At 63.9% G+C, this 16,747-nt stretch carries 32 protein-coding genes; 27 read left to right on the forward strand and 5 right to left on the reverse strand.

Annotation, left to right across the window (positions count from 1 at the left end; translation table 11 throughout):
- The 5 genes from ACXN5S_RS10610 to ACXN5S_RS10630 form a co-directional block, all read left to right on the forward strand.
- Positions 1-121, forward strand: a 121-nt coding sequence (locus ACXN5S_RS10610; RefSeq protein WP_458606041.1) for an EF-Tu C-terminal domain-related protein, incomplete at its 5' end; no start/stop codon positions are given.
- Positions 122-265: 144 nt separating this feature from the next.
- A complete protein-coding gene (gene rpsJ / locus ACXN5S_RS10615; RefSeq protein WP_163895395.1) occupies positions 266-580 on the forward strand; it encodes a 30S ribosomal protein S10 in 315 nt (104 codons plus the stop codon).
- A 13-nt stretch (positions 581-593) separates the two neighbouring features.
- Positions 594-1,439, forward strand: a complete 846-nt coding sequence (rplC, locus tag ACXN5S_RS10620) for a 50S ribosomal protein L3 (protein ID WP_458605404.1) — start codon at positions 594-596, stop codon at positions 1,437-1,439.
- Complete coding sequence (rplD, locus tag ACXN5S_RS10625; protein WP_458605405.1) at positions 1,429-2,049, forward strand: 50S ribosomal protein L4; 621 nt, start codon at positions 1,429-1,431, stop codon at positions 2,047-2,049. The genes rplC and rplD overlap by 11 nt, the downstream gene beginning before the upstream one ends.
- A complete protein-coding gene (locus tag ACXN5S_RS10630) occupies positions 2,046-2,342 on the forward strand; it encodes a 50S ribosomal protein L23 (protein ID WP_458605406.1) in 297 nt (98 codons plus the stop codon). The genes rplD and ACXN5S_RS10630 overlap by 4 nt, the downstream gene beginning before the upstream one ends.
- 68 nt (positions 2,343-2,410) lie before the next feature.
- Here the strand turns inward: ACXN5S_RS10630 and ACXN5S_RS10635 are convergent, their stop codons facing one another.
- The 3 genes from ACXN5S_RS10635 to ACXN5S_RS10645 are packed head-to-tail and all read right to left on the reverse strand — an operon-like array spanning position 2,411 to position 3,677.
- On the reverse strand, positions 2,411-2,827 hold the full coding sequence (locus tag ACXN5S_RS10635) for an SRPBCC family protein (protein ID WP_458605407.1): 417 nt from the start codon (positions 2,825-2,827) through the stop codon (positions 2,411-2,413).
- On the reverse strand, positions 2,824-3,339 hold the full coding sequence (locus ACXN5S_RS10640) for an SRPBCC family protein (protein WP_458605408.1): 516 nt from the start codon (positions 3,337-3,339) through the stop codon (positions 2,824-2,826). The genes ACXN5S_RS10635 and ACXN5S_RS10640 overlap by 4 nt, the downstream gene beginning before the upstream one ends.
- Positions 3,336-3,677, reverse strand: coding sequence for an ArsR/SmtB family transcription factor (locus ACXN5S_RS10645; protein ID WP_458605409.1), 342 nt, complete (start codon positions 3,675-3,677; stop codon positions 3,336-3,338). The genes ACXN5S_RS10640 and ACXN5S_RS10645 overlap by 4 nt, the downstream gene beginning before the upstream one ends.
- Positions 3,678-3,966: 289 nt before the next feature.
- Between ACXN5S_RS10645 and rplB the strand changes: the two genes are divergently transcribed.
- The 7 genes from rplB (at position 3,967) to ACXN5S_RS10680 (ending at position 7,882) form a co-directional block, all read left to right on the forward strand.
- The gene (gene rplB / locus ACXN5S_RS10650) at positions 3,967-4,806 is read left to right on the forward strand and encodes a 50S ribosomal protein L2 (protein ID WP_458605410.1); all 840 of its coding nucleotides are present in this window, start codon (positions 3,967-3,969) and stop codon (positions 4,804-4,806) included.
- Between the two features lie 3 nt (positions 4,807-4,809).
- Entirely contained in the window at positions 4,810-5,088 is a 279-nt protein-coding gene (gene rpsS, locus ACXN5S_RS10655; protein ID WP_458605411.1) for a 30S ribosomal protein S19, read from the forward strand.
- Positions 5,089-5,091: 3 nt separating this feature from the next.
- Positions 5,092-5,472: a 50S ribosomal protein L22 gene (rplV, locus tag ACXN5S_RS10660; protein ID WP_458605412.1), complete on the forward strand. Its 381-nt coding sequence runs from the start codon at positions 5,092-5,094 to the stop codon at positions 5,470-5,472.
- Complete coding sequence (gene rpsC / locus ACXN5S_RS10665; protein WP_458605413.1) at positions 5,472-6,191, forward strand: 30S ribosomal protein S3; 720 nt, start codon at positions 5,472-5,474, stop codon at positions 6,189-6,191. The genes rplV and rpsC overlap by 1 nt, the downstream gene beginning before the upstream one ends.
- 12 nt (positions 6,192-6,203) lie before the next feature.
- Positions 6,204-6,617, forward strand: coding sequence for a 50S ribosomal protein L16 (gene rplP, locus ACXN5S_RS10670; protein WP_458605414.1), 414 nt, complete (start codon positions 6,204-6,206; stop codon positions 6,615-6,617).
- Positions 6,618-6,748: 131 nt separating this feature from the next.
- Complete coding sequence (locus tag ACXN5S_RS10675; RefSeq protein WP_458605415.1) at positions 6,749-7,222, forward strand: acyl-CoA thioesterase; 474 nt, start codon at positions 6,749-6,751, stop codon at positions 7,220-7,222.
- A 39-nt stretch (positions 7,223-7,261) separates the two neighbouring features.
- A complete protein-coding gene (locus ACXN5S_RS10680; protein WP_458605416.1) occupies positions 7,262-7,882 on the forward strand; it encodes a TIGR02466 family protein in 621 nt (206 codons plus the stop codon).
- 79 nt (positions 7,883-7,961) lie between these two features.
- Here ACXN5S_RS10680 and ACXN5S_RS10685 read toward each other — a convergent pair whose 3' ends face one another.
- Complete coding sequence (locus ACXN5S_RS10685; protein ID WP_458605417.1) at positions 7,962-8,411, reverse strand: PRC-barrel domain-containing protein; 450 nt, start codon at positions 8,409-8,411, stop codon at positions 7,962-7,964.
- Positions 8,412-8,661: 250 nt separating this feature from the next.
- On the opposite strand from ACXN5S_RS10685, the gene rpmC reads away from it, so the two are divergent.
- The 14 genes from rpmC (at position 8,662) to ACXN5S_RS10755 (ending at position 15,188) form a co-directional block, all read left to right on the forward strand.
- Positions 8,662-8,868 (forward strand): 50S ribosomal protein L29, encoded by a 207-nt coding sequence (gene rpmC / locus ACXN5S_RS10690; protein WP_458605418.1) that lies wholly within the window; start codon positions 8,662-8,664, stop codon positions 8,866-8,868.
- Positions 8,869-8,872: 4 nt separating this feature from the next.
- Positions 8,873-9,103 carry a 30S ribosomal protein S17 gene (gene rpsQ / locus ACXN5S_RS10695; protein WP_458605419.1) on the forward strand — a complete coding sequence of 77 codons (231 nt, stop codon included), beginning with the start codon at positions 8,873-8,875 and terminating at the stop codon, positions 9,101-9,103.
- Positions 9,104-9,176: 73 nt separating this feature from the next.
- Positions 9,177-9,545, forward strand: coding sequence for a 50S ribosomal protein L14 (rplN, locus tag ACXN5S_RS10700; RefSeq protein WP_458605420.1), 369 nt, complete (start codon positions 9,177-9,179; stop codon positions 9,543-9,545).
- Entirely contained in the window at positions 9,545-9,850 is a 306-nt protein-coding gene (rplX, locus tag ACXN5S_RS10705; RefSeq protein WP_458605421.1) for a 50S ribosomal protein L24, read from the forward strand. Before rplN ends, rplX begins: the two co-directional genes overlap by 1 nt.
- Positions 9,850-10,413: a 50S ribosomal protein L5 gene (gene rplE, locus ACXN5S_RS10710; protein ID WP_458605422.1), complete on the forward strand. Its 564-nt coding sequence runs from the start codon at positions 9,850-9,852 to the stop codon at positions 10,411-10,413. The genes rplX and rplE overlap by 1 nt, the downstream gene beginning before the upstream one ends.
- A gap of 18 nt (positions 10,414-10,431) precedes the next feature.
- Complete coding sequence (gene rpsN / locus ACXN5S_RS10715; RefSeq protein WP_458605423.1) at positions 10,432-10,737, forward strand: 30S ribosomal protein S14; 306 nt, start codon at positions 10,432-10,434, stop codon at positions 10,735-10,737.
- A gap of 13 nt (positions 10,738-10,750) precedes the next feature.
- Positions 10,751-11,143 carry a 30S ribosomal protein S8 gene (gene rpsH / locus ACXN5S_RS10720; protein WP_458605424.1) on the forward strand — a complete coding sequence of 131 codons (393 nt, stop codon included), beginning with the start codon at positions 10,751-10,753 and terminating at the stop codon, positions 11,141-11,143.
- A 10-nt stretch (positions 11,144-11,153) separates the two neighbouring features.
- The gene (gene rplF, locus ACXN5S_RS10725) at positions 11,154-11,687 is read left to right on the forward strand and encodes a 50S ribosomal protein L6 (RefSeq protein ID WP_458605425.1); all 534 of its coding nucleotides are present in this window, start codon (positions 11,154-11,156) and stop codon (positions 11,685-11,687) included.
- 12 nt (positions 11,688-11,699) lie between these two features.
- Complete coding sequence (gene rplR / locus ACXN5S_RS10730) at positions 11,700-12,059, forward strand: 50S ribosomal protein L18 (RefSeq protein WP_458605426.1); 360 nt, start codon at positions 11,700-11,702, stop codon at positions 12,057-12,059.
- A 174-nt stretch (positions 12,060-12,233) separates the two neighbouring features.
- Entirely contained in the window at positions 12,234-12,815 is a 582-nt protein-coding gene (gene rpsE, locus ACXN5S_RS10735; protein WP_458605427.1) for a 30S ribosomal protein S5, read from the forward strand.
- A 12-nt stretch (positions 12,816-12,827) separates the two neighbouring features.
- Positions 12,828-13,016, forward strand: coding sequence for a 50S ribosomal protein L30 (rpmD, locus tag ACXN5S_RS10740; protein ID WP_458605428.1), 189 nt, complete (start codon positions 12,828-12,830; stop codon positions 13,014-13,016).
- A gap of 216 nt (positions 13,017-13,232) precedes the next feature.
- A complete protein-coding gene (locus tag ACXN5S_RS10745) occupies positions 13,233-13,616 on the forward strand; it encodes a nuclear transport factor 2 family protein (RefSeq protein WP_458605429.1) in 384 nt (127 codons plus the stop codon).
- Positions 13,616-14,335 (forward strand): gamma-glutamylcyclotransferase, encoded by a 720-nt coding sequence (locus ACXN5S_RS10750; RefSeq protein ID WP_458605430.1) that lies wholly within the window; start codon positions 13,616-13,618, stop codon positions 14,333-14,335. The genes ACXN5S_RS10745 and ACXN5S_RS10750 overlap by 1 nt, the downstream gene beginning before the upstream one ends.
- 82 nt (positions 14,336-14,417) lie before the next feature.
- On the forward strand, positions 14,418-15,188 hold the full coding sequence (locus ACXN5S_RS10755; protein WP_458605431.1) for an MBL fold metallo-hydrolase: 771 nt from the start codon (positions 14,418-14,420) through the stop codon (positions 15,186-15,188).
- 59 nt (positions 15,189-15,247) lie between these two features.
- On the opposite strand, the gene ACXN5S_RS10760 is transcribed toward ACXN5S_RS10755, so the two are convergent.
- A complete protein-coding gene (locus ACXN5S_RS10760; RefSeq protein WP_458605432.1) occupies positions 15,248-15,913 on the reverse strand; it encodes a hypothetical protein in 666 nt (221 codons plus the stop codon).
- Positions 15,914-16,171: 258 nt separating this feature from the next.
- Here ACXN5S_RS10760 and rplO point away from each other — a divergent pair, with 258 nt between their 5' ends.
- Positions 16,172-16,651 (forward strand): 50S ribosomal protein L15, encoded by a 480-nt coding sequence (rplO, locus tag ACXN5S_RS10765; protein WP_458605433.1) that lies wholly within the window; start codon positions 16,172-16,174, stop codon positions 16,649-16,651.
- Positions 16,652-16,747: the final 96 nt, after the last annotated feature.

Raw genomic sequence — 16,747 nt, forward strand, 5'->3', positions numbered from 1 at the left:
CAACCTGAAGCTGTCGGCCGAGCTGATCTACCCGATCGCCATGGAAGAGGGCCTGCGCTTCGCCATCCGTGAAGGCGGCCGCACCGTCGGCTCCGGCGTGGTCTCGAAGATCCTCGCCTAAGCCTCTCGCAAAGAGGGACAGGTCCGGCCTGCCACAACCCGGGTAACGGGGGCAGGCCGGGCATCAAGAACAAGCACCGATGTGGGCCGCACAATCCCGTGCCGTCCACCTCTCGGGTAGACCAAGCCGCGAAGGGCAAGCAAAATGGCCGCTCAAAGCCAAAACATTCGCATCCGGCTCAAGGCGTTCGACTATCGCGTGCTCGATGCCTCGACGCATGAGATCGTGCAGACCGCCAAGCGCACCGGTGCTTCCGTGCGGGGCCCGATCCCGCTGCCGAACAAGATCGAGAAGTTCACGGTTCTCCGTGGCCCGCATATCGACAAGAAGAGCCGCGACCAGTTCGAGATCCGCACCCACAAGCGGCTGCTCGATATCGTGGACCCGACCCCGCAGACGGTGGACGCGCTGATGAAGCTCGACCTCGCCGCCGGCGTGGACGTCGAGATCAAGGTTTAAGGAGGGTACCCCGATGTTGCGTTCAGGCGTGATCGCAAAGAAGGTCGGCATGACCCGGCTCTTCCTTGAAGATGGCAAGCAGGTGCCCGTCACCGTGCTTCAACTTGATAACCTGCAGGTCGTGGCGACCCGCACGCTCGAGCGCGACGGCTATGCCGCCGTTCAGCTCGGCGCCGGCACCGCCAAGGCCAAGAACACCACGCGCGCCATGCGCGGCCATTTCTCGGCCGCCAAGGTCGAGCCGAAGCGCAAGGTGGCTGAATTCCGTGTTGCCCCCGAGAACCTCATCGAGGTGGGCGAGGAAATCATTGCCGACCATTACTTCGCCGGCCAGTTCGTCGACGTGTGCGGCACCTCCACCGGTAAGGGCTTTGCCGGTGCGATGAAGCGCCACAACTTCGGCGGTCTGCGTGCCACGCACGGTGTGTCGATCTCGCACCGCTCGCACGGTTCGACTGGCCAGTGCCAGGACCCGGGCAAGGTGTTCAAGGGCAAGAAGATGGCCGGTCACATGGGCGCTGCCCGCGTGACGACGCAGAACCTGCAGGTCGTGAAGACCGACAGCGACCGCGGGCTCATCATGGTGAAAGGCGCCGTTCCCGGCGTCAAAGGCAGCTGGGTGACGGTGAAGGACGCGGTGAAAAAGCCGCTGCCGGAAAACCTGATCTACCCCGCCGCCCTGAAGAGCGCCAAGGCCGAAGCCGAGCGTGTGGCTGCTGAAGCCGCCGAGCAGGCTGCTGCCGAGGAGGCCGCCGAAACCGAACGTCTCGCCGCCGAGCAGGCCGCTGCCGAAGAAGCAGCGCTGAAGGAGGCCGAGGCCGACATCAAGTCGGAAGGAGACGAGTCCAATGAAAGCTGATGCCATCAATCTCGACGGCAAGAGCGCCGGCTCCGTCGATCTCGCCGACGAGATCTTCGGGCTGGAGCCGCGGGCCGACATCCTGCACCGCGTTGTGCGCTGGCAGCGTGCCCGCGCCCAGCAGGGCACCCACGCGACGCTGGGGCGCTCCGATGTGAGCTACTCGACGAAGAAGATCTATCGCCAGAAGGGCACGGGCGGCGCTCGCCACGGCTCGAAGAAGGCGCCGATCTTCCGTCACGGTGGTACCTACAAGGGCCCGACGCCGCGCAGCCACGAGCACGAGCTGACCAAGAAGTTCCGCAAGCTGGGCCTGCGCCATGCGCTGTCGTCCAAGCTGAAAGCGGGCGAGCTGGTGATCATCGACACCGCCGAACTGGCTGACGCCAAGACGAGCATCCTGGCCAAATCGGTCAAGCAGCTCGGCTGGAACAAGCCGCTGGTGATCGACGGCGCCGACGTCAACGAGGGCTTCGCCCGCGCTGCGGCCAACATCGCAAACCTGGACGTGCTGCCCTCGATGGGCGCCAACGTCTATGACATCCTGCGTTCGGGCACCCTGGTGCTGACGAAGGCGGGGGTCGAAGCTCTGGAGGCTCGCCTGAAATGAGTGCCAAGGCAGACCATTACGACGTGATCCGTTCGCCGATCATCACCGAGAAAGCGACGATGGCTTCTGAAGCCAACGCCGTTGTCTTCGAGGTGGATATCGCCGCGACGAAGCCGATGATCAAAGAAGCTGTCGAAGAGCTCTTTGGCGTGAAGGTGACCGGGGTGAACACTTCGATCACCAAAGGCAAGGTCAAGCGTTTCCGCGGCCAGCTCGGCACGCGCAAAGACGTGAAAAAGGCCTATGTCACCCTCGCTGAGGGCAACACGATCGACGTCTCGACCGGCCTCTGAGCCAGTCACAAGCCAAACGAAAGGCCCCCGCGAGAGCGGGGGCCTTTTGCGTTTGCGGTTTGCTGACCTCACAGAGAGGCGACATGCGCCTTGTAATTGTCGAGGATCGCCTGCCAGCCGGCCCGCTGCATCTCGGCGGAGTTCTCGCTCTCTGCTTCGAAGGCGACTGTCACCCGCGTGCCGGTCCCCTCGGGGCGGAAGTGCGTCTCCATCTTGCGGCCGTCGCTCATCGTCATGACGTAGCCATTGCCGGGCGTGACGGAATCGTAGGTCCCCTCGAAGTCGAAGCCCATGGAGCCGTCCTTGGCCTCCATCCGGGCGACATAGCGCCCGCCGGGGCGAAGCTCGTTGCTGGCAGAGGGGCAGCACCACTCGTCGTTGGCGAAGTTCCACTGGGTGATGTGCTCCGGCTCGACATAGGCCTCCCAGGCCGTCTCGGGCGGGGCGGGGACGAGGGTGTCGATGGTGATGGTCGGGGCTGTCATTGCGCGTCCTTCTCGGTGAGCGTGGCGAGCAGCTCGTCGAGCCGCTCGAGGGTCGAGGCCATGCCGGCCTCCATGCCCATGTCGATGACCTTTTGAAGGTCGTCCTTTGACGGATAGCGGGTGACAGAGGTCACCACGCACCCGTCCTCTGCCGGGGCGAAGTGCATCTCCACCGTGGCACGGGGCAGGTCGGGGTCGATGCTGGCCTCGGCATCGCTGAAGGCGTCGAGCAGGGTGATGCTCTCGGTCGGCTGGATGGCCTGGTAGTCCTGCCGGCTCCAGTATTCCTGCCCCTCAGGCGTGATCATGGCGAAGAGCCAGTAGCCGCCCTCCCGGAAGTCCATGTGCTTCGTGCGGGCAGTGAGGGGTTTCGGGGCGTACCAGCGGTCGAGCAGGTCGGCGGTCGTGTAGCACTCCCAGACCAGCGAGCGCGGGGCGTTGAACTCACGCACCATAATGATGGTGGCGTTCTCCAGGTCGGGGGTGATTTCGTAGCGCAGCGAGGGGCTCATCTTTTCTTCCTTGCCTTGAGGGTGTCCAGCAGCGCGTCGAGCTGCTCGTAGCGGGCTTTCCATTGCTCTCGCTGGTGCTGAAACCATCCCTCCGCCGCTGCCAGCTTGGCTTCCTCCAGCGTGCAGGTGCGCACGCGGCCGACCTTGATCGAGGTGACGAGCCCGGCGGCCTCGAGAACAGCGATGTGCTTGAGGAAGGCGGGCAGGCCCATCTGGAAGGGCGCGGCGAGGTCGCTGACCGTGGCCGAGCCTTCCCCCAGCCGCTGTACCACGGCCCGCCGGGTCGGATCGGCGAGGGCCTGGAAGATGGTGTCGAGGTCGGTCTGATTGTTTTCCATGTGGTGAACTAATACCGAGACGGATAGTTCTGTCAATGGTGAACTATTCGGCGGCCGCACGGGGCTGATTCAGGGCAGGCGGGGCGCCGCTTGACCAGATGGTGCATCTCCCTTAAGGGAGGCCATCCGCGAGGCCCCGGATTCGTCCGGGGCTTCGTTTTTGCTCAGCCGAGCAATGGCATCGGGGACCTTCGGGGCCCTAAACTTGGGACCTTCGGGGCCCTTCATCACAGACAGGCCCCGGTCACCTGCCGGACAACGGCCTGCACAGCAACGGAAGACAGAAAGCATGGCACTCAAGTCGTATAAGCCGACGACGCCGGGCCAGCGCGGGCTGGTGCTGATCGACCGTTCAGAGCTTTGGAAAGGGCGCCCCGTCAAGGCGCTGACCGAAGGTCTGACGAAGAACGGCGGCCGGAACAACACCGGCCGGATCACGATGCGCCGCAAAGGCGGCGGGGCAAAGCGCCTCTATCGCATCGTCGATTTCAAACGCACCAAGCATGACATGGCGGCCGTCGTGGCCCGGATCGAATACGACCCGAACCGCACCGCCTTCATCGCGCTGATCCAGTACGAAGACGGCGAACGCGCCTACATCCTGGCCCCTCAGCGGCTGGCGGTGGGCGACAAGATCTACGCTGGCGCGAAGGTCGACATCAAGCCGGGCAACGCGATGCCCTTCTCGGGCCTGCCGATCGGCACGATCGTCCACAATGTCGAGCTGAAGCCCGGTAAAGGCGGCCAGATCGCCCGCGCCGCCGGCACCTACGCCCAGTTCGTGGGCCGTCAGGGCGGCTACGCTCAGCTGCGCCTCTCGTCGGGTGAACTTCGCCTGGTGCGTCAGGAATGCATGGCCACCGTCGGTGCCGTGTCGAACCCCGACAATTCCAACCAGGATCTCGGCAAGGCCGGCCGCGTGCGCCACATGGGCGTGCGTCCCTCCGTCCGCGGTGTCGCGATGAACCCGATCGACCACCCGCACGGTGGTGGTGAAGGCCGCACCTCCGGTGGCCGCCACCCGGTTACTCCGTGGGGCAAGGGCACCAAAGGCAACCGCACGCGCAACCGCAAGAAGGCGTCGTCGAAGCTCATCGTACGCTCGCGTCACGCCAGGAAAGGCCGCTAATCCATGGCACGTTCTGTTTGGAAAGGCCCGTTCGTCGACTCCTACGTCCTGAAGAAGGCCGAGAAGTCGCGCGAAGGCGGGCGCAACGAAGTCATCAAGATCTGGTCGCGCCGTTCGACCATCCTGCCCCAGTTCGTGGGCCTCACCTTCGGTGTCTACAATGGCCACAAGCATATCCCGGTGAACGTCTCCGAGGACATGATCGGCCAGAAGTTCGGTGAATACGCGCCGACGCGGACCTATTACGGTCACGCCGCCGACAAAAAAGCGAAGCGGAAATAAGTCATGGGCAAGGAAAAGAACCCCCGCCGCGTGGCCGATAACGAAGCAATGGCGAAACTGCGCATGCTTCGGACCTCGCCGCAGAAGCTGAATCTCGTTGCCGGTCTGATCCGCGGCAAGAAGGTTGAAACGGCTCTGGCCGATCTCACCTTCTCGAAGCGGCGCGTCGCGCAGGACGTCAAGAAGTGCCTGCAGTCGGCTATCGCCAACGCTGAAAACAACCACAACCTGGATGTCGACGATCTCGTCGTCGCCGAGGCCTATGTGGGCAAGAACCTGGTCATGAAGCGCGGCCGTCCGCGGGCCCGTGGCCGGTACGGCAAGATCATGAAGCCGTTCTCTGAGCTCACCATCAAGGTCCGTCAGGTCGAGGAGCAAGCATAATGGGTAACAAGGTCAATCCCGTCGGCATGCGTCTTCAGGTCAACCGGACCTGGGACAGCCGCTGGTATGCGAATACCAAGGATTTCGGCGACCTCCTTCTTGAAGACATCCGCATCAAGGAGTTCATCAAGAAGGAAGCCAAGCAGGCCGGCATCTCCCGCGTGATCATCGAGCGTCCGCACCGCAAGTGCCGCGTCACGATCCACGCCGCCCGCCCGGGTGTGATCATCGGCAAGAAAGGCGCCGATATCGAGGTGCTGCGCAAGAAGCTGGCCAATCTGACGGACAGTGAACTGCACCTGAACATCGTCGAAGTCCGCAAGCCGGAACTCGACGCCGCGCTGGTTGGCGAGAGCATCGCCCAGCAGCTCGAGCGCCGGGTCGGCTTCCGCCGCGCCATGAAGCGTGCGGTGCAGAACGCGATGCGCATGGGCGCCCTCGGCATCCGGATCAACCTCGCGGGCCGTCTTGGCGGTGCCGAGATTGCCCGGACGGAATGGTACCGCGAGGGCCGCGTGCCCCTGCACACCCTTCGCGCCGACATCGACTACGCCCTGTCCGAAGCGATGACGCCCTACGGCATCATCGGCATCAAGGTGTGGATCTTCAAAGGCGAGATCATGGAGCACGACCCGCAGGCCCGCGACCGCAAGGCGCAGGAACTGCAGGACAGCTCCGTTCCGCGCGGTGCCCGGCCTCACGGCCGCGGCGACCGGTAAGGGGGATAAGAGATGCTGCAACCGAAGCGCACAAAATTCCGCAAGCAATTCAAGGGCCGTATCCACGGCGAAGCCAAGGGCGGCAGCGCCCTGAACTTCGGCACCTTCGGCCTGAAAGCGCTTGAGCCCGAGCGGGTCACCGCCCGGCAGATCGAAGCCGCCCGCCGTGCCCTGACGCGCCACATGAAGCGCCAGGGCCGTGTCTGGATCCGGATCTTCCCGGATGTCGCCGTGTCGTCCAAGCCCACCGAAGTTCGGATGGGTAAAGGTAAAGGCTCGGTGGACTTCTGGGCTGCCAAAGTGAAGCCCGGCCGGATCATGTTCGAGATCGACGGCGTCGCCGAGGACATCGCCCGCGAGGCGCTGCGCCTGGCCGCGATGAAGCTGCCGATCAAGACCAAGACGGTGATGCGCGAAGACTGGTAATTCCGGTTCGATCGCCTGAAATTTGAGGGCCCCGCCGGAAACGGCGGGGTTTTCGTTTGCGCGGCGTAGACTTGGCGGCAACTGCCATCTTTAAGTCGCCGAGTGCCAGTGCCCAAACCCATGAGATGCCGATGGACTCCCGCAAGCTAGAGATGACCGAGCTGATGACGCCCGACATGGCGAATTTCTCGGGCAAGGTGCATGGCGGCGCGCTGCTCAACCTGCTCGACAGGGTGGCCTTCTCCTGCGCCTCGCGCTTCTCGCAGCGCTATGCGGTGACGCTCTCGGTCGACCAGGTGGTGTTCAAGGAGCCCATCAACGTTGGCGAGCTCGTCACCTTCAAGGCGAGCATCAACCATGCCGGCCGCACCTCGATGGAGGTTGGCATCCGCGTTGAGGCGGAAGACATCCGCTCCGGCCGCAGCCGGCACACCAACTCGTGCTACTTCACCATGGTCGCCGTCGATGACGATGGCCGCCCGGTGGAGGTGCCTGAACTGAAGGTGCTGACAGATGGCGAGGCAAGGCGGCAGCGGGCGGCGCTGCTGCGGAAAGATCTGCGCAAGCAATTCTCCAAGGAGATGGCCAAAGCCTCGGAAGGGTAGGGCCTCGCCAAGCGCAACGGCCCCGGCTAGAGAGACGCCATGGCAAACATCCGCAATCTCTTCGTGACCCCGCTCTACCGCTCCACCCTCTCTGAGCATGGCGCGCCTATCGACGCTGCCGAGCTGGAGGCGTCGTGCCTGTCCATCGCCGACGATGACGAGGCGGGCCAGGAATGGTGCGAGGCGAACGGCTACCCCGGTTACACCTCCTATGCGTCGCTGACCGATCTGCCCTGGCGGTTCGACATCTTCGGCCAGCTCGTCACGTCGCTCGATGCGCATGTGGCGGCATTTGCCGAGCATCTGGGCTTCGATCTGGAAGAGAAGCCGCTGGTACTGGAAGATCTATGGATCAACATCCTGCCCGAGGGCGGCACGCATGGCAGCCACATCCACCCGCATTCGGTGATATCTGGCACCACTTACGTAGCCATGCCGGGCGGCACGAGCGCGCTGAAGCTGGAAGACCCGCGCCTGCCGATGATGATGGCGGCCCCTTCGCGCAAGAAGGGCGTGGCCGAAGAGTTGCGCCAGTTCATCTACGAGAAGCCCGAGGTGGGCGAGGTGCTGCTGTGGGAAAGCTGGCTGCGCCACGAGGTGCCCATGAACATGGCCGAGGAAGAGCGCATCTCGGTGAGCTTCAACTACCGCTGGGGCTGACAGGCGGCGGGGCAGCGGCGCGCATGAAAAATGCGGCCCCGAGGGGCCGCATTAGAGGTGTTGGAATTAACCCTGCGGGTTAGTCCCACCAGCCTTCGTCGACGTCTTCGAGCTCTTCGAGTTGCTCTTCGTTATAACGCGTCACGTAGGCATATTCACGGTCGTCGACCGCCACGAGGCTGACGTCACCCAGCGGGATCACGACATGCTTGTCAGCGATGTCGAGGAAACCGCCGACTTCGGCCACGATGCCGATAAGCTGGCCGTCACGGGAAAGGATGAGGTCTTCGATCTCACCGATCTCGTTCCAGTCGGCGCCGACGCCGTCATAGACGGTGGTCGCGTCCCAGCCTTCGTCGTTGGCTTCGTTGAAGGTGTAGATGTCGCCGCCCGTGATATCACGGGTGCGGATCAGGTTGTCGCGGTCAGCCAGCATGGCCGACTGATCTTCCAGGCTCATCATGTCCTGGGCGAAAGCGCCGGTGGCGGCGACGGTAAGGGCGAGGGTGCTTGCGAAAAGACGTTTCATTTCGTTCAGCTCCTTTGTTGCTCGTTTGACCAACCAACGGGCAGATCACGGGGCCGTTCCATAATTTTCCGAATTTCTGGCCTTCCCCGACGGCCACCTGTCGCCACTCAGGGCGCCAAACCCTTAAGGGGCTTGCCAAGTGGGGGGCTCTCACGTATTTGCGCCCCTCATCCACGTACTCCACCGGGAATCAGGGTGACCCTCGTACGAACGATGGGGGGCTCTCCGGTGATGTTGAAAGGAATAGGCGATGAACGCCAGCGAACTGCGTGACAAGACGCCGGACGAGCTCCGCACGTCTCTTGTCGATCTCAAGAAGGAGGCCTTCAACCTCCGCTTCCAGCAGGCCACCGGCCAGCTCGAGAACACCGCGCGCATGCGCCAGGTCAAGCGTGACGTGGCCCGTGTGAAGACGATCCTGAACCAGAAGGCGGCTGCCGCCGCGACCGAGGAGTAACCACATGCCCAAGCGTATCCTGCAAGGCACCGTGACCTCCACGGCCAACGCCCAGACCGTTACCGTGACTGTCGAGCGCCGCTACAAGCACCCGCTGCTGCACAAGACTGTCCGTTCCACCAAGAAATACCGCGCTCATGACGAGATCGGCACCTTCAACGTGGGCGACACCGTGCGCATCCAGGAATGTGCGCCGAAGTCCAAGACGAAACGCTGGGAGGTGGTCGCCTCCTAAGGCCCACCCCCCTGTTTGAACGAAACCCTGAGGGCGAAAACAGAACACCCCTCAAAGGTCGGGAGACACCTACATGATCCAGATGCAGACCAATCTGGACGTTGCCGACAATTCCGGCGCGCGGAAGGTGCAGTGCATCAAGGTTCTCGGCGGTTCGCACCGCCGTTATGCCTCGGTGGGCGACATCATCGTCGTTTCCGTCAAGGAAGCGATCCCGCGTGGCCGAGTCAAGAAAGGCGACGTTCGCAAAGCCGTGGTGGTTCGCACCGCCAAGGAAGTGCGCCGCGAAGATGGCACCGCCATCCGCTTCGACCGCAATGCCGCCGTCATTCTGAACAACCAGAATGAGCCGGTCGGCACCCGTATCTTCGGGCCGGTCGTGCGTGAGCTGCGTGCGAAGAACTTCATGAAGATCATTTCGCTTGCTCCGGAGGTGCTGTAATGGCTGCCAAACTCCGCAAAGGTGACAAGGTCGTCGTGCTTGCCGGCAAGGACAAGGGCACGACCGGCGAGATCGAAAGCGTTGACCCGAAGGCCGGCAAGGCCGTGGTCGGCGGCGTGAACATCGCCATTCGCCACACCAAACAAAGCCAGTCTGCCCAAGGCGGCCGCATCCCCAAGGCGATGCCGATCGACCTGAGCAACCTTGCCCTCGTCGATGGCAATGGCAAAGCCAGCCGCGTCGGCTTCCGTGAGGAAGACGGCAAGAAGGTTCGGTTCTTCAAGACCACCGGGGAGGCGATCTGATGCTCGATACCGCCAATTACACCCCGCGCCTGAAAGCGGCGTACCGGGAAAACATCAAGCCGGCGCTCAAAGAGCAGTTCGGCTATAAGAACGACATGATGATCCCGGCGCTGGACAAGATTGTCCTCAACATCGGCGCCGGCTCTGAAAGCGTTCGTGACACCAAGAAGGTCAAATCCGCTCAGGACGACCTGACGACCATTGCCGGCCAGCGCGCCGTGGTGACCAAGGCGAAGAAATCCATCGCCGGTTTCCGCGTTCGTGAAGGCATGCCGCTGGGCGCCAAGGTCACGCTGCGCGGCGACCGGATGTACGAATTCCTCGATCGCCTGATCACCGTGGCCATGCCCCGCGTTCGCGACTTCCGCGGCGTGTCCGGCAAGAGCTTCGACGGTCGCGGCAACTACGCCTGCGGGATCAAGGAGCACATCGTGTTCCCCGAGATCAACTTCGACAAGGTCGATGAGGTCTGGGGCATCGACGTTGTGATCTGCACGACCGCAAAGACCGACGAAGAAGCGAAGGCTCTTCTGAAAGCCTTCAACATGCCGTTCAACAGCTGAATCGCGGAGGAAAGATAAATGGCTAAGAAATCCATGATCGAACGCGAGAAGAAGCGTGAGCGTCTCGTGAAGCAATATGCCCCGAAGCGCGCTGCGCTGAAGGCCATCATCGAGGACAAGGACAAGCCGGTGGAAGAGCGTTTCAAAGCGTCGCTCGACCTCGCCAAGCTGCCCCGCAATTCCTCGCCCACCCGTCTGCACAACCGTTGCCAGCTCACCGGGCGTCCGCACGCCTACTACCGGAAGCTCAAGGTGAGCCGGATCATGCTGCGCGAGCTCGGCTCGAACGGCGAGATCCCCGGCCTCGTGAAATCGAGCTGGTAAGGAGAAGCATGAGATGAACGATCCCATCGGTGATATGCTGACCCGGATCCGCAACGCGCAGATGCGCGGGAAATCCACGGTCATCACCCCGGCCTCCAAGATCCGCGCCCACGTCCTCGATGTGCTGCGCGATGAAGGCTACATCCGCGGCTACGAAGAGACGGCGGGGGCCGACGGCCACCCGGCGCTGGAAATCTCCCTCAAGTACTACGAGGGCATTCCGGTCATTCGCGAACTCAAGCGCGTCTCGAAGCCCGGCCGCCGGGTTTACTCGGGCGCCATGAACCTGCCGCAAGTGCGCCAGGGCCTTGGTGTCTCCATTGTCTCCACGCCCAAGGGCGTGATGTCGGACGCACATGCCCGCGCTGCCAATGTTGGTGGCGAGGTCCTGTGCACCGTGTTCTGAGGAGGGAAACATGTCTCGAATCGGAAAAAAACCTATCGACCTCCCCGACGGCGTTACCGCCGAGGTGAAGGGCCAGCATGTCGACGTGAAGGGGCCGAAAGGCACCCGCAGCTTCACGGCGACGGACGACGTGACGATCGCGCTGGAAGACGGTGCGCTCACCGTCACCCCGCGCGGCAAGTCGAAGCGCGCTCTGCAGCAGTGGGGCATGTCCCGCACGATGCTGCAGAACTGCGTGACCGGCGTCACCACCGGCTTCACGAAGAGCCTCGAGATCCAGGGCGTTGGTTACCGCGCCCAGATGCAGGGCAATGTTCTGAAGCTGGCGCTCGGTTATTCGCATGACGTCGACTTCCAGGTGCCGGAGGGCGTGACTGTCACGGCCCCGAAGCAGACGGAAATCGTCGTCGAAGGGTCTGATCAGCAGCTCGTCGGCCAGGTCGCGGCCAACATCCGCGAATGGCGCGCGCCGGAGCCCTATAAGGGCAAGGGCATCCGCTACAAGGACGAGTATATCTTCCGCAAGGAAGGCAAGAAGAAGTAAGGACGCGCAATCATGGCACTGACGAAAAGGGATCTGTTCCAGAAGCGCCGCCAGCGCGTCCGGAGCAAGCTTCGCAAGGTGAATGCCGGGCGCGCGCGCCTGTCGGTTCATCGCAGCAACAAGAACATCAGCGTTCAGCTGATCGACGATGTGAACGGCGTCACCGTCGCCTCCGCCTCCTCGCTGGAGAAGGACCTCGGTGTTGTCGGCAAGAACAACGTCGACGCAGCTTCCAAGGTGGGTGCGGCACTTGCCGAGCGCGCCAAGAAAGCCGGTGTGACCGAGGCTTATTTCGACCGTGGGGGGTTCCTCTTCCACGGCCGCATCAAGGCCCTGGCCGAAGCTGCCCGCGAGGGTGGCCTGAAGATCTGATGGTGCGGGTGCGGGCCTGAAAGCCCGCGCCCCGCCATCGCACCGTAGGGTGCGTGCTTGCCACGCACAGCTACACCCCAGCGCAGGCGATCCGTCGCCTCGATGATCCGGGGGCACAGACCCACCTGGATTGGACAAACCCAAGGGCTGCGGCCCTGACCGAAGTGAGGGCCCATGGCCAGAGATTCGAACCAACGAGGCGGCAACCGCCGCGACCGCGACGAGAACCCCGAGTTTCAGGATCGCCTTGTCGCGATCAACCGCGTCTCCAAGACCGTCAAGGGTGGTAAGCGCTTCGGCTTCGCCGCGCTCGTCGTCGTTGGCGACCAGAAGGGCCGTGTCGGCTTCGGCAAGGGCAAGGCCAAGGAAGTGCCGGAGGCCATCCGCAAGGCCACCGAGCAAGCCAAGCGCAACATGATCCGCGTTCCGCTGCGCGATGGCCGCACGCTGCACCACGACGTCAACGGCCGCCACGGCGCCGGCAAGGTCACGCTGCGCACCGCCGTTCCCGGTACCGGGATCATCGCCGGTGGTCCGATGCGTGCCGTCTTCGAAATGCTCGGCGTTCAGGACGTCGTGTCGAAGTCGATGGGCTCGCAGAACCCCTACAACATGATCCGCGCCACGCTCGACGGTCTGCAGAAGCAGTACTCGCCCCGCTCGGTCGCTCAACGCCGCGGCAAGAAGGTCGCCGACATTCTGCCGAAGCGTGAAGACGCCCCGGCCGAGTCGAGCCTCGTCGCCGAAGAAAACTGAAGGATCTGACGCATGGCCAAGACAATCGTCGTCAAGCAGATCGGCTCGCCGATCCGCCGCCCCGCCGTCCAGCGCCAGACGCTGGTGGGCCTGGGCCTGAACAAGATGCACCGCACGCGCGAGCTGGAGGATACGCCCTCCGTCCGCGGCATGGTCGAATCGATCCCGCATCTGGTTGAGATCATCGAAGAGCGCGGCTGAGCCGTTTCTCTCTTCGAACGAGCGGGCGCCTTCGGGCGCCCGTTTGCGTTTGGGCTGGCGCATCTTCGGGATTGAGCCGGATGAGTGGAGCTCATGAGCCGCTGGATGATGCACCGCGGCGATGCGGTCTGCTGGCATGTCTTTGGCTGAGCCAGGCGGCGTTGCCATTCCCGGCCTCTGGGTGAAGGATGCGCCCTCGAAGAACGGGAGCGCGCAATGCCTGACCTCGAATCCAACAAGGCCAATGTGCAGGCCTTCTACGACATGATGTTCAACCAGTGCCGGCCCGCCGAGGCGATCGAGCGCTATGCGGGTGACGATTACATCCAGCACAACCCTCATGTCGCGACGGGCAAGGATGGCTTCATTGCGTATTTCGAGAAGATGGCGGCGGAGTATCCGGGCAAGCGGGTGGAGTTCAAACGCGTGATCGCCGAGGGCGACAAGGTCGTGCTGCATTGCCACCAGATCTGGCCCGAGGGGCTGGAATATGCCGGCATCGACATCTTCCGCCTCGACGAGGCCGGCAAGATCGTCGAGCACTGGGATGTGCTGCAGGTGCTGCCCGAGGGCTCTGCCAACGACAACGGGATGTTCTGATGGACGACGCCGCCTTCCGCCATCACCCGGAGCTGAAGGGTCGCATCAAGGACCCGCAGACCTCGTTCTTTCGCGATGTGGATTACGAAGCGCTCGAAGAGATGGTGCGCGCCAATGGCGGCGATGTCTCGTGGCGCTATCCCGATGCGCAGCGCGAAGGCTTCCGCCGCGCGGCGCTGGCCGGGCGCGAGGGGCAGGATGTCTGGGTCTTCGCCTATGGCTCGCTCATGTGGGACCCGGGCATCGAGTTCAGCGAGATCCGCCGCGCACGGATCGAAGGCTACACGCGGCAGCTCTGCCTGGTGGACAGGATGGGCGGGCGCGGCACGGCAGAGGCGCCGGGGCTGATGGCGGGCCTGGTGCCCCGCGGCCAGTGCGACGGGCTGGTCTTCCGCATTCCCGCCGCCATCGCCGAGGAGGAGACCAACCAGCTCTTCCGCCGCGAGATGGTGGCCCCCGGTTATCATGCCGTCTTCACGCCGGCGGATACGGCCGAGGGCCGGGTCGAAGCGCTGTGCTTCGTGGCCGACCCGGCGGCGGACATGATCGAGATCGACCTGCCGCGCGAGACGCAGATTCGCTACGTCGCCACGGGGAAGGGCATGCTGGGCACCAGCCTTGAGTATGTTGAGAGCGTCGTCGCCCATTTCAGGGCCTTCGGCATCCGCGATGACGAGCTGGAGAGCCTGCTGGAGGATGTGCGAACGCTAACATCGTGAGGGATGAGCGCTTTCCTGCACGCGGCGGTTGAAAGGCACCCTCTACCGGGCCACCTTTCCTTCACCAGAGGAGGAAACCCATATGAAACATTCACGACGCACATTCCTGATCGGCGCCGCGGCCACTGCCGGCGCGACCAGCTTTCTGCCCTATGCCGCCATGGCCCAGGACGGGATGTCCGACACATTCTCGACCGATGCGGGCGACGTCACCGTCCACCCTGTCAGCCACGCGTCCTTCGTGATGGAGACGCCGGCCGGCGTGATCTACTCCGACCCGGTCGGCGACCCCGCGATGTATGCCGACTACCCGGCGCCGGATCTCATTTTGCTGACGCATGAGCATGGCGACCATTTCAACGTGAACACGCTGCAGGGCCTCGTTGGCGACAACACCCAGCTCATCTCCAACCCGGCGGTCTACGGCATGCTGCCCGAAGAGCTTCAGGCCCGCACCACGCGGATCGGCAATGGCGAATTGGCCGAATGGGCAGGTGTGACGATCGACGCGATCCCGGCCTACAACACCACCGAAGACCGGCTGATGTTCCACCCCGAGGGGCGCGACAACGGCTACGTGCTCCATCTGGACGGCTTCACCGTCTATATCTCCGGCGACACCGAAGACACGCCCGAGATGCGGGCGCTGGAGGGGATCGACCTGGCGTTCATCTGCATGAACCTGCCCTACACGATGACGGCCGAGCAGGCCGCGTCTGCCGTGCAGGAGTTCCAGCCGACCTACGTGTACCCCTATCACTACGGCGGCGACGGCGAGGGCTCACAAGACCCGGCGAAGTTCGCCGAGCTGGCGGGCGATGCGACCGAAACGAAGATGGGCGCCTGGTACTGACCCAGGCCTCAAATGGGCGGCGGTTCCTCCGCCGCTCCACCCCTATGCGGGCGGCCGGGTCAGGCCAGCCCCTCAGGGTCTACCGGCGCGGGAGCCGCGCGCCGCTTTGCGAACCGTTTCAGCCGGCGGCCGAGGCTCACCAGCGGGTGCAGAGCATTCATCCCATCGAGCCGAAGGCTGTGGGGCGCCTGATCCTCAACCCCGCCGACGACGGCCCGTTCAGACGCCTGTGCCGCGGCCTCGGCCACAGCCACCAGTTGCCGCGACAGGCGCCATTCCGGCCAGGCCGCGAAGAGCTCGGCCCGCAGCTGGGTGGGCAGGCCAGGCCGGATGGGCTGGTCCCAAGGGGTGATGGTGTAGCCGCAGCGCTGCAGCCGGTTCACCAGCAGATCGACGAGAGAGCAGCGGGCGCCGAGGCAGCGCTCTTTCAGCGGCCCAGCGCGATTGGGGATGTCGAGCGCTTCCAGCATCTGCAGCACCATCCCCAACCCGCATTCCGGCCGCTCGGCCAGCGCGCGCAGGATGGGCAGGTCATCGTCTTCGCCGCCGATCTCTTCGCCGCGGTAGAATTCCAGCAGATCGCCCCAGTCGGCGTGGTCCATCACCGCCAGAACCGTCTCGATCCCCTGAGCGCGGGCGCAGACCAATAAACCGTAAACCGTGTAAATCTCGCGCTCTGTGACCAGGGCGCGAATGCGGGGCGGAATACGGTCAATCTCAGTCATCTCAATCTCTCGCTGCAATAGAGCGAAGCGTCACCTCGAGTTGTGTTGAGGATGGGGCAGAGAAATGGCATTCGCTGCAAGACTGGCAGGCGCCGCCGCTGGCCGCATCGGCCAGAACCCGGCCCACCAGAGCGGGCTTGATCCGGGCGCGGTGGAACTCTATACGCCCCCGGTGGCCCGGTCGGGCCCGAGACTCACACATTATGCCGTGTCCGGTCCATCTCGCTTCGGGGCCGTTTCCGGCGAAGGAGAAGCGACATGAAACTGCACGAACTTTCCGACAATCCGGGCGCCACCAAGAAGCGCATGCGCGTTGCTCGCGGCCCGGGCTCTGGCAAGGGCAAGACCGCCGGCCGCGGTATCAAGGGCCAGAAGTCCCGCTCGGGCGTGGCGATCAAAGGGTATGAAGGCGGCCAGATGCCGCTCTACCAGCGCCTGCCGAAGCGCGGCTTCAACAAGCCGAACCGCAAGGAATACACGGTCATCAACCTGGGCCTGATCCAGACGTTCATCGACGCCGGCAAGATCGACGTGAAGAATGAGATCACCGAAGATGCGCTGGTCGCCTCGGGCCTCGTGCGCCGCAAGCGCGACGGTGTGCGCGTGCTGGCCAAGGGCGAGATCACCTCGAAGGTCACGCTGTCGGTCACCGGCGCCTCTGCCGGTGCTGTCGAGGCCGTGAAAGCGGCGGGCGGTACGCTCAACGTGACGGCGGCGGCGGCCCAGGCTTCGGAATAAGCGGCTTGTGAGCCGCCGGGCGGGCACTTAAGTGTGACCCGCGCTAACAGCGCCGCCGTCCGGACCTCCGGGTGGCGGCGTTTGCGTAAGAACAAA

It is taken from the genome of Pseudoroseicyclus sp. H15, assembly GCF_054353345.1.

What these genes read in the sequence shown, in the direction of transcription:
- rpsJ (WP_163895395.1), top strand. Translation starts at nt 266, where the DNA reads ATGGCCGCTCAAAGCCAAAACATTCGCATCCGGCTCAAGGCGTTCGAC.
- rplC (WP_458605404.1), top strand. Translation starts at nt 594, where the DNA reads ATGTTGCGTTCAGGCGTGATCGCAAAGAAGGTCGGCATGACCCGGCTC.
- rplD (WP_458605405.1), top strand. Translation starts at nt 1,429, where the DNA reads ATGAAAGCTGATGCCATCAATCTCGACGGCAAGAGCGCCGGCTCCGTC.
- ACXN5S_RS10630 (WP_458605406.1), top strand. Translation starts at nt 2,046, where the DNA reads ATGAGTGCCAAGGCAGACCATTACGACGTGATCCGTTCGCCGATCATC.
- ACXN5S_RS10635 (WP_458605407.1), bottom strand. Translation starts at nt 2,827, where the DNA reads ATGACAGCCCCGACCATCACCATCGACACCCTCGTCCCCGCCCCGCCC.
- ACXN5S_RS10640 (WP_458605408.1), bottom strand. Translation starts at nt 3,339, where the DNA reads ATGAGCCCCTCGCTGCGCTACGAAATCACCCCCGACCTGGAGAACGCC.
- ACXN5S_RS10645 (WP_458605409.1), bottom strand. Translation starts at nt 3,677, where the DNA reads ATGGAAAACAATCAGACCGACCTCGACACCATCTTCCAGGCCCTCGCC.
- rplB (WP_458605410.1), top strand. Translation starts at nt 3,967, where the DNA reads ATGGCACTCAAGTCGTATAAGCCGACGACGCCGGGCCAGCGCGGGCTG.
- rpsS (WP_458605411.1), top strand. Translation starts at nt 4,810, where the DNA reads ATGGCACGTTCTGTTTGGAAAGGCCCGTTCGTCGACTCCTACGTCCTG.
- rplV (WP_458605412.1), top strand. Translation starts at nt 5,092, where the DNA reads ATGGGCAAGGAAAAGAACCCCCGCCGCGTGGCCGATAACGAAGCAATG.
- rpsC (WP_458605413.1), top strand. Translation starts at nt 5,472, where the DNA reads ATGGGTAACAAGGTCAATCCCGTCGGCATGCGTCTTCAGGTCAACCGG.
- rplP (WP_458605414.1), top strand. Translation starts at nt 6,204, where the DNA reads ATGCTGCAACCGAAGCGCACAAAATTCCGCAAGCAATTCAAGGGCCGT.
- ACXN5S_RS10675 (WP_458605415.1), top strand. Translation starts at nt 6,749, where the DNA reads ATGGACTCCCGCAAGCTAGAGATGACCGAGCTGATGACGCCCGACATG.
- ACXN5S_RS10680 (WP_458605416.1), top strand. Translation starts at nt 7,262, where the DNA reads ATGGCAAACATCCGCAATCTCTTCGTGACCCCGCTCTACCGCTCCACC.
- ACXN5S_RS10685 (WP_458605417.1), bottom strand. Translation starts at nt 8,411, where the DNA reads ATGAAACGTCTTTTCGCAAGCACCCTCGCCCTTACCGTCGCCGCCACC.
- rpmC (WP_458605418.1), top strand. Translation starts at nt 8,662, where the DNA reads ATGAACGCCAGCGAACTGCGTGACAAGACGCCGGACGAGCTCCGCACG.
- rpsQ (WP_458605419.1), top strand. Translation starts at nt 8,873, where the DNA reads ATGCCCAAGCGTATCCTGCAAGGCACCGTGACCTCCACGGCCAACGCC.
- rplN (WP_458605420.1), top strand. Translation starts at nt 9,177, where the DNA reads ATGATCCAGATGCAGACCAATCTGGACGTTGCCGACAATTCCGGCGCG.
- rplX (WP_458605421.1), top strand. Translation starts at nt 9,545, where the DNA reads ATGGCTGCCAAACTCCGCAAAGGTGACAAGGTCGTCGTGCTTGCCGGC.
- rplE (WP_458605422.1), top strand. Translation starts at nt 9,850, where the DNA reads ATGCTCGATACCGCCAATTACACCCCGCGCCTGAAAGCGGCGTACCGG.
- rpsN (WP_458605423.1), top strand. Translation starts at nt 10,432, where the DNA reads ATGGCTAAGAAATCCATGATCGAACGCGAGAAGAAGCGTGAGCGTCTC.
- rpsH (WP_458605424.1), top strand. Translation starts at nt 10,751, where the DNA reads ATGAACGATCCCATCGGTGATATGCTGACCCGGATCCGCAACGCGCAG.
- rplF (WP_458605425.1), top strand. Translation starts at nt 11,154, where the DNA reads ATGTCTCGAATCGGAAAAAAACCTATCGACCTCCCCGACGGCGTTACC.
- rplR (WP_458605426.1), top strand. Translation starts at nt 11,700, where the DNA reads ATGGCACTGACGAAAAGGGATCTGTTCCAGAAGCGCCGCCAGCGCGTC.
- rpsE (WP_458605427.1), top strand. Translation starts at nt 12,234, where the DNA reads ATGGCCAGAGATTCGAACCAACGAGGCGGCAACCGCCGCGACCGCGAC.
- rpmD (WP_458605428.1), top strand. Translation starts at nt 12,828, where the DNA reads ATGGCCAAGACAATCGTCGTCAAGCAGATCGGCTCGCCGATCCGCCGC.
- ACXN5S_RS10745 (WP_458605429.1), top strand. Translation starts at nt 13,233, where the DNA reads ATGCCTGACCTCGAATCCAACAAGGCCAATGTGCAGGCCTTCTACGAC.
- ACXN5S_RS10750 (WP_458605430.1), top strand. Translation starts at nt 13,616, where the DNA reads ATGGACGACGCCGCCTTCCGCCATCACCCGGAGCTGAAGGGTCGCATC.
- ACXN5S_RS10755 (WP_458605431.1), top strand. Translation starts at nt 14,418, where the DNA reads ATGAAACATTCACGACGCACATTCCTGATCGGCGCCGCGGCCACTGCC.
- ACXN5S_RS10760 (WP_458605432.1), bottom strand. Translation starts at nt 15,913, where the DNA reads ATGACTGAGATTGACCGTATTCCGCCCCGCATTCGCGCCCTGGTCACA.
- rplO (WP_458605433.1), top strand. Translation starts at nt 16,172, where the DNA reads ATGAAACTGCACGAACTTTCCGACAATCCGGGCGCCACCAAGAAGCGC.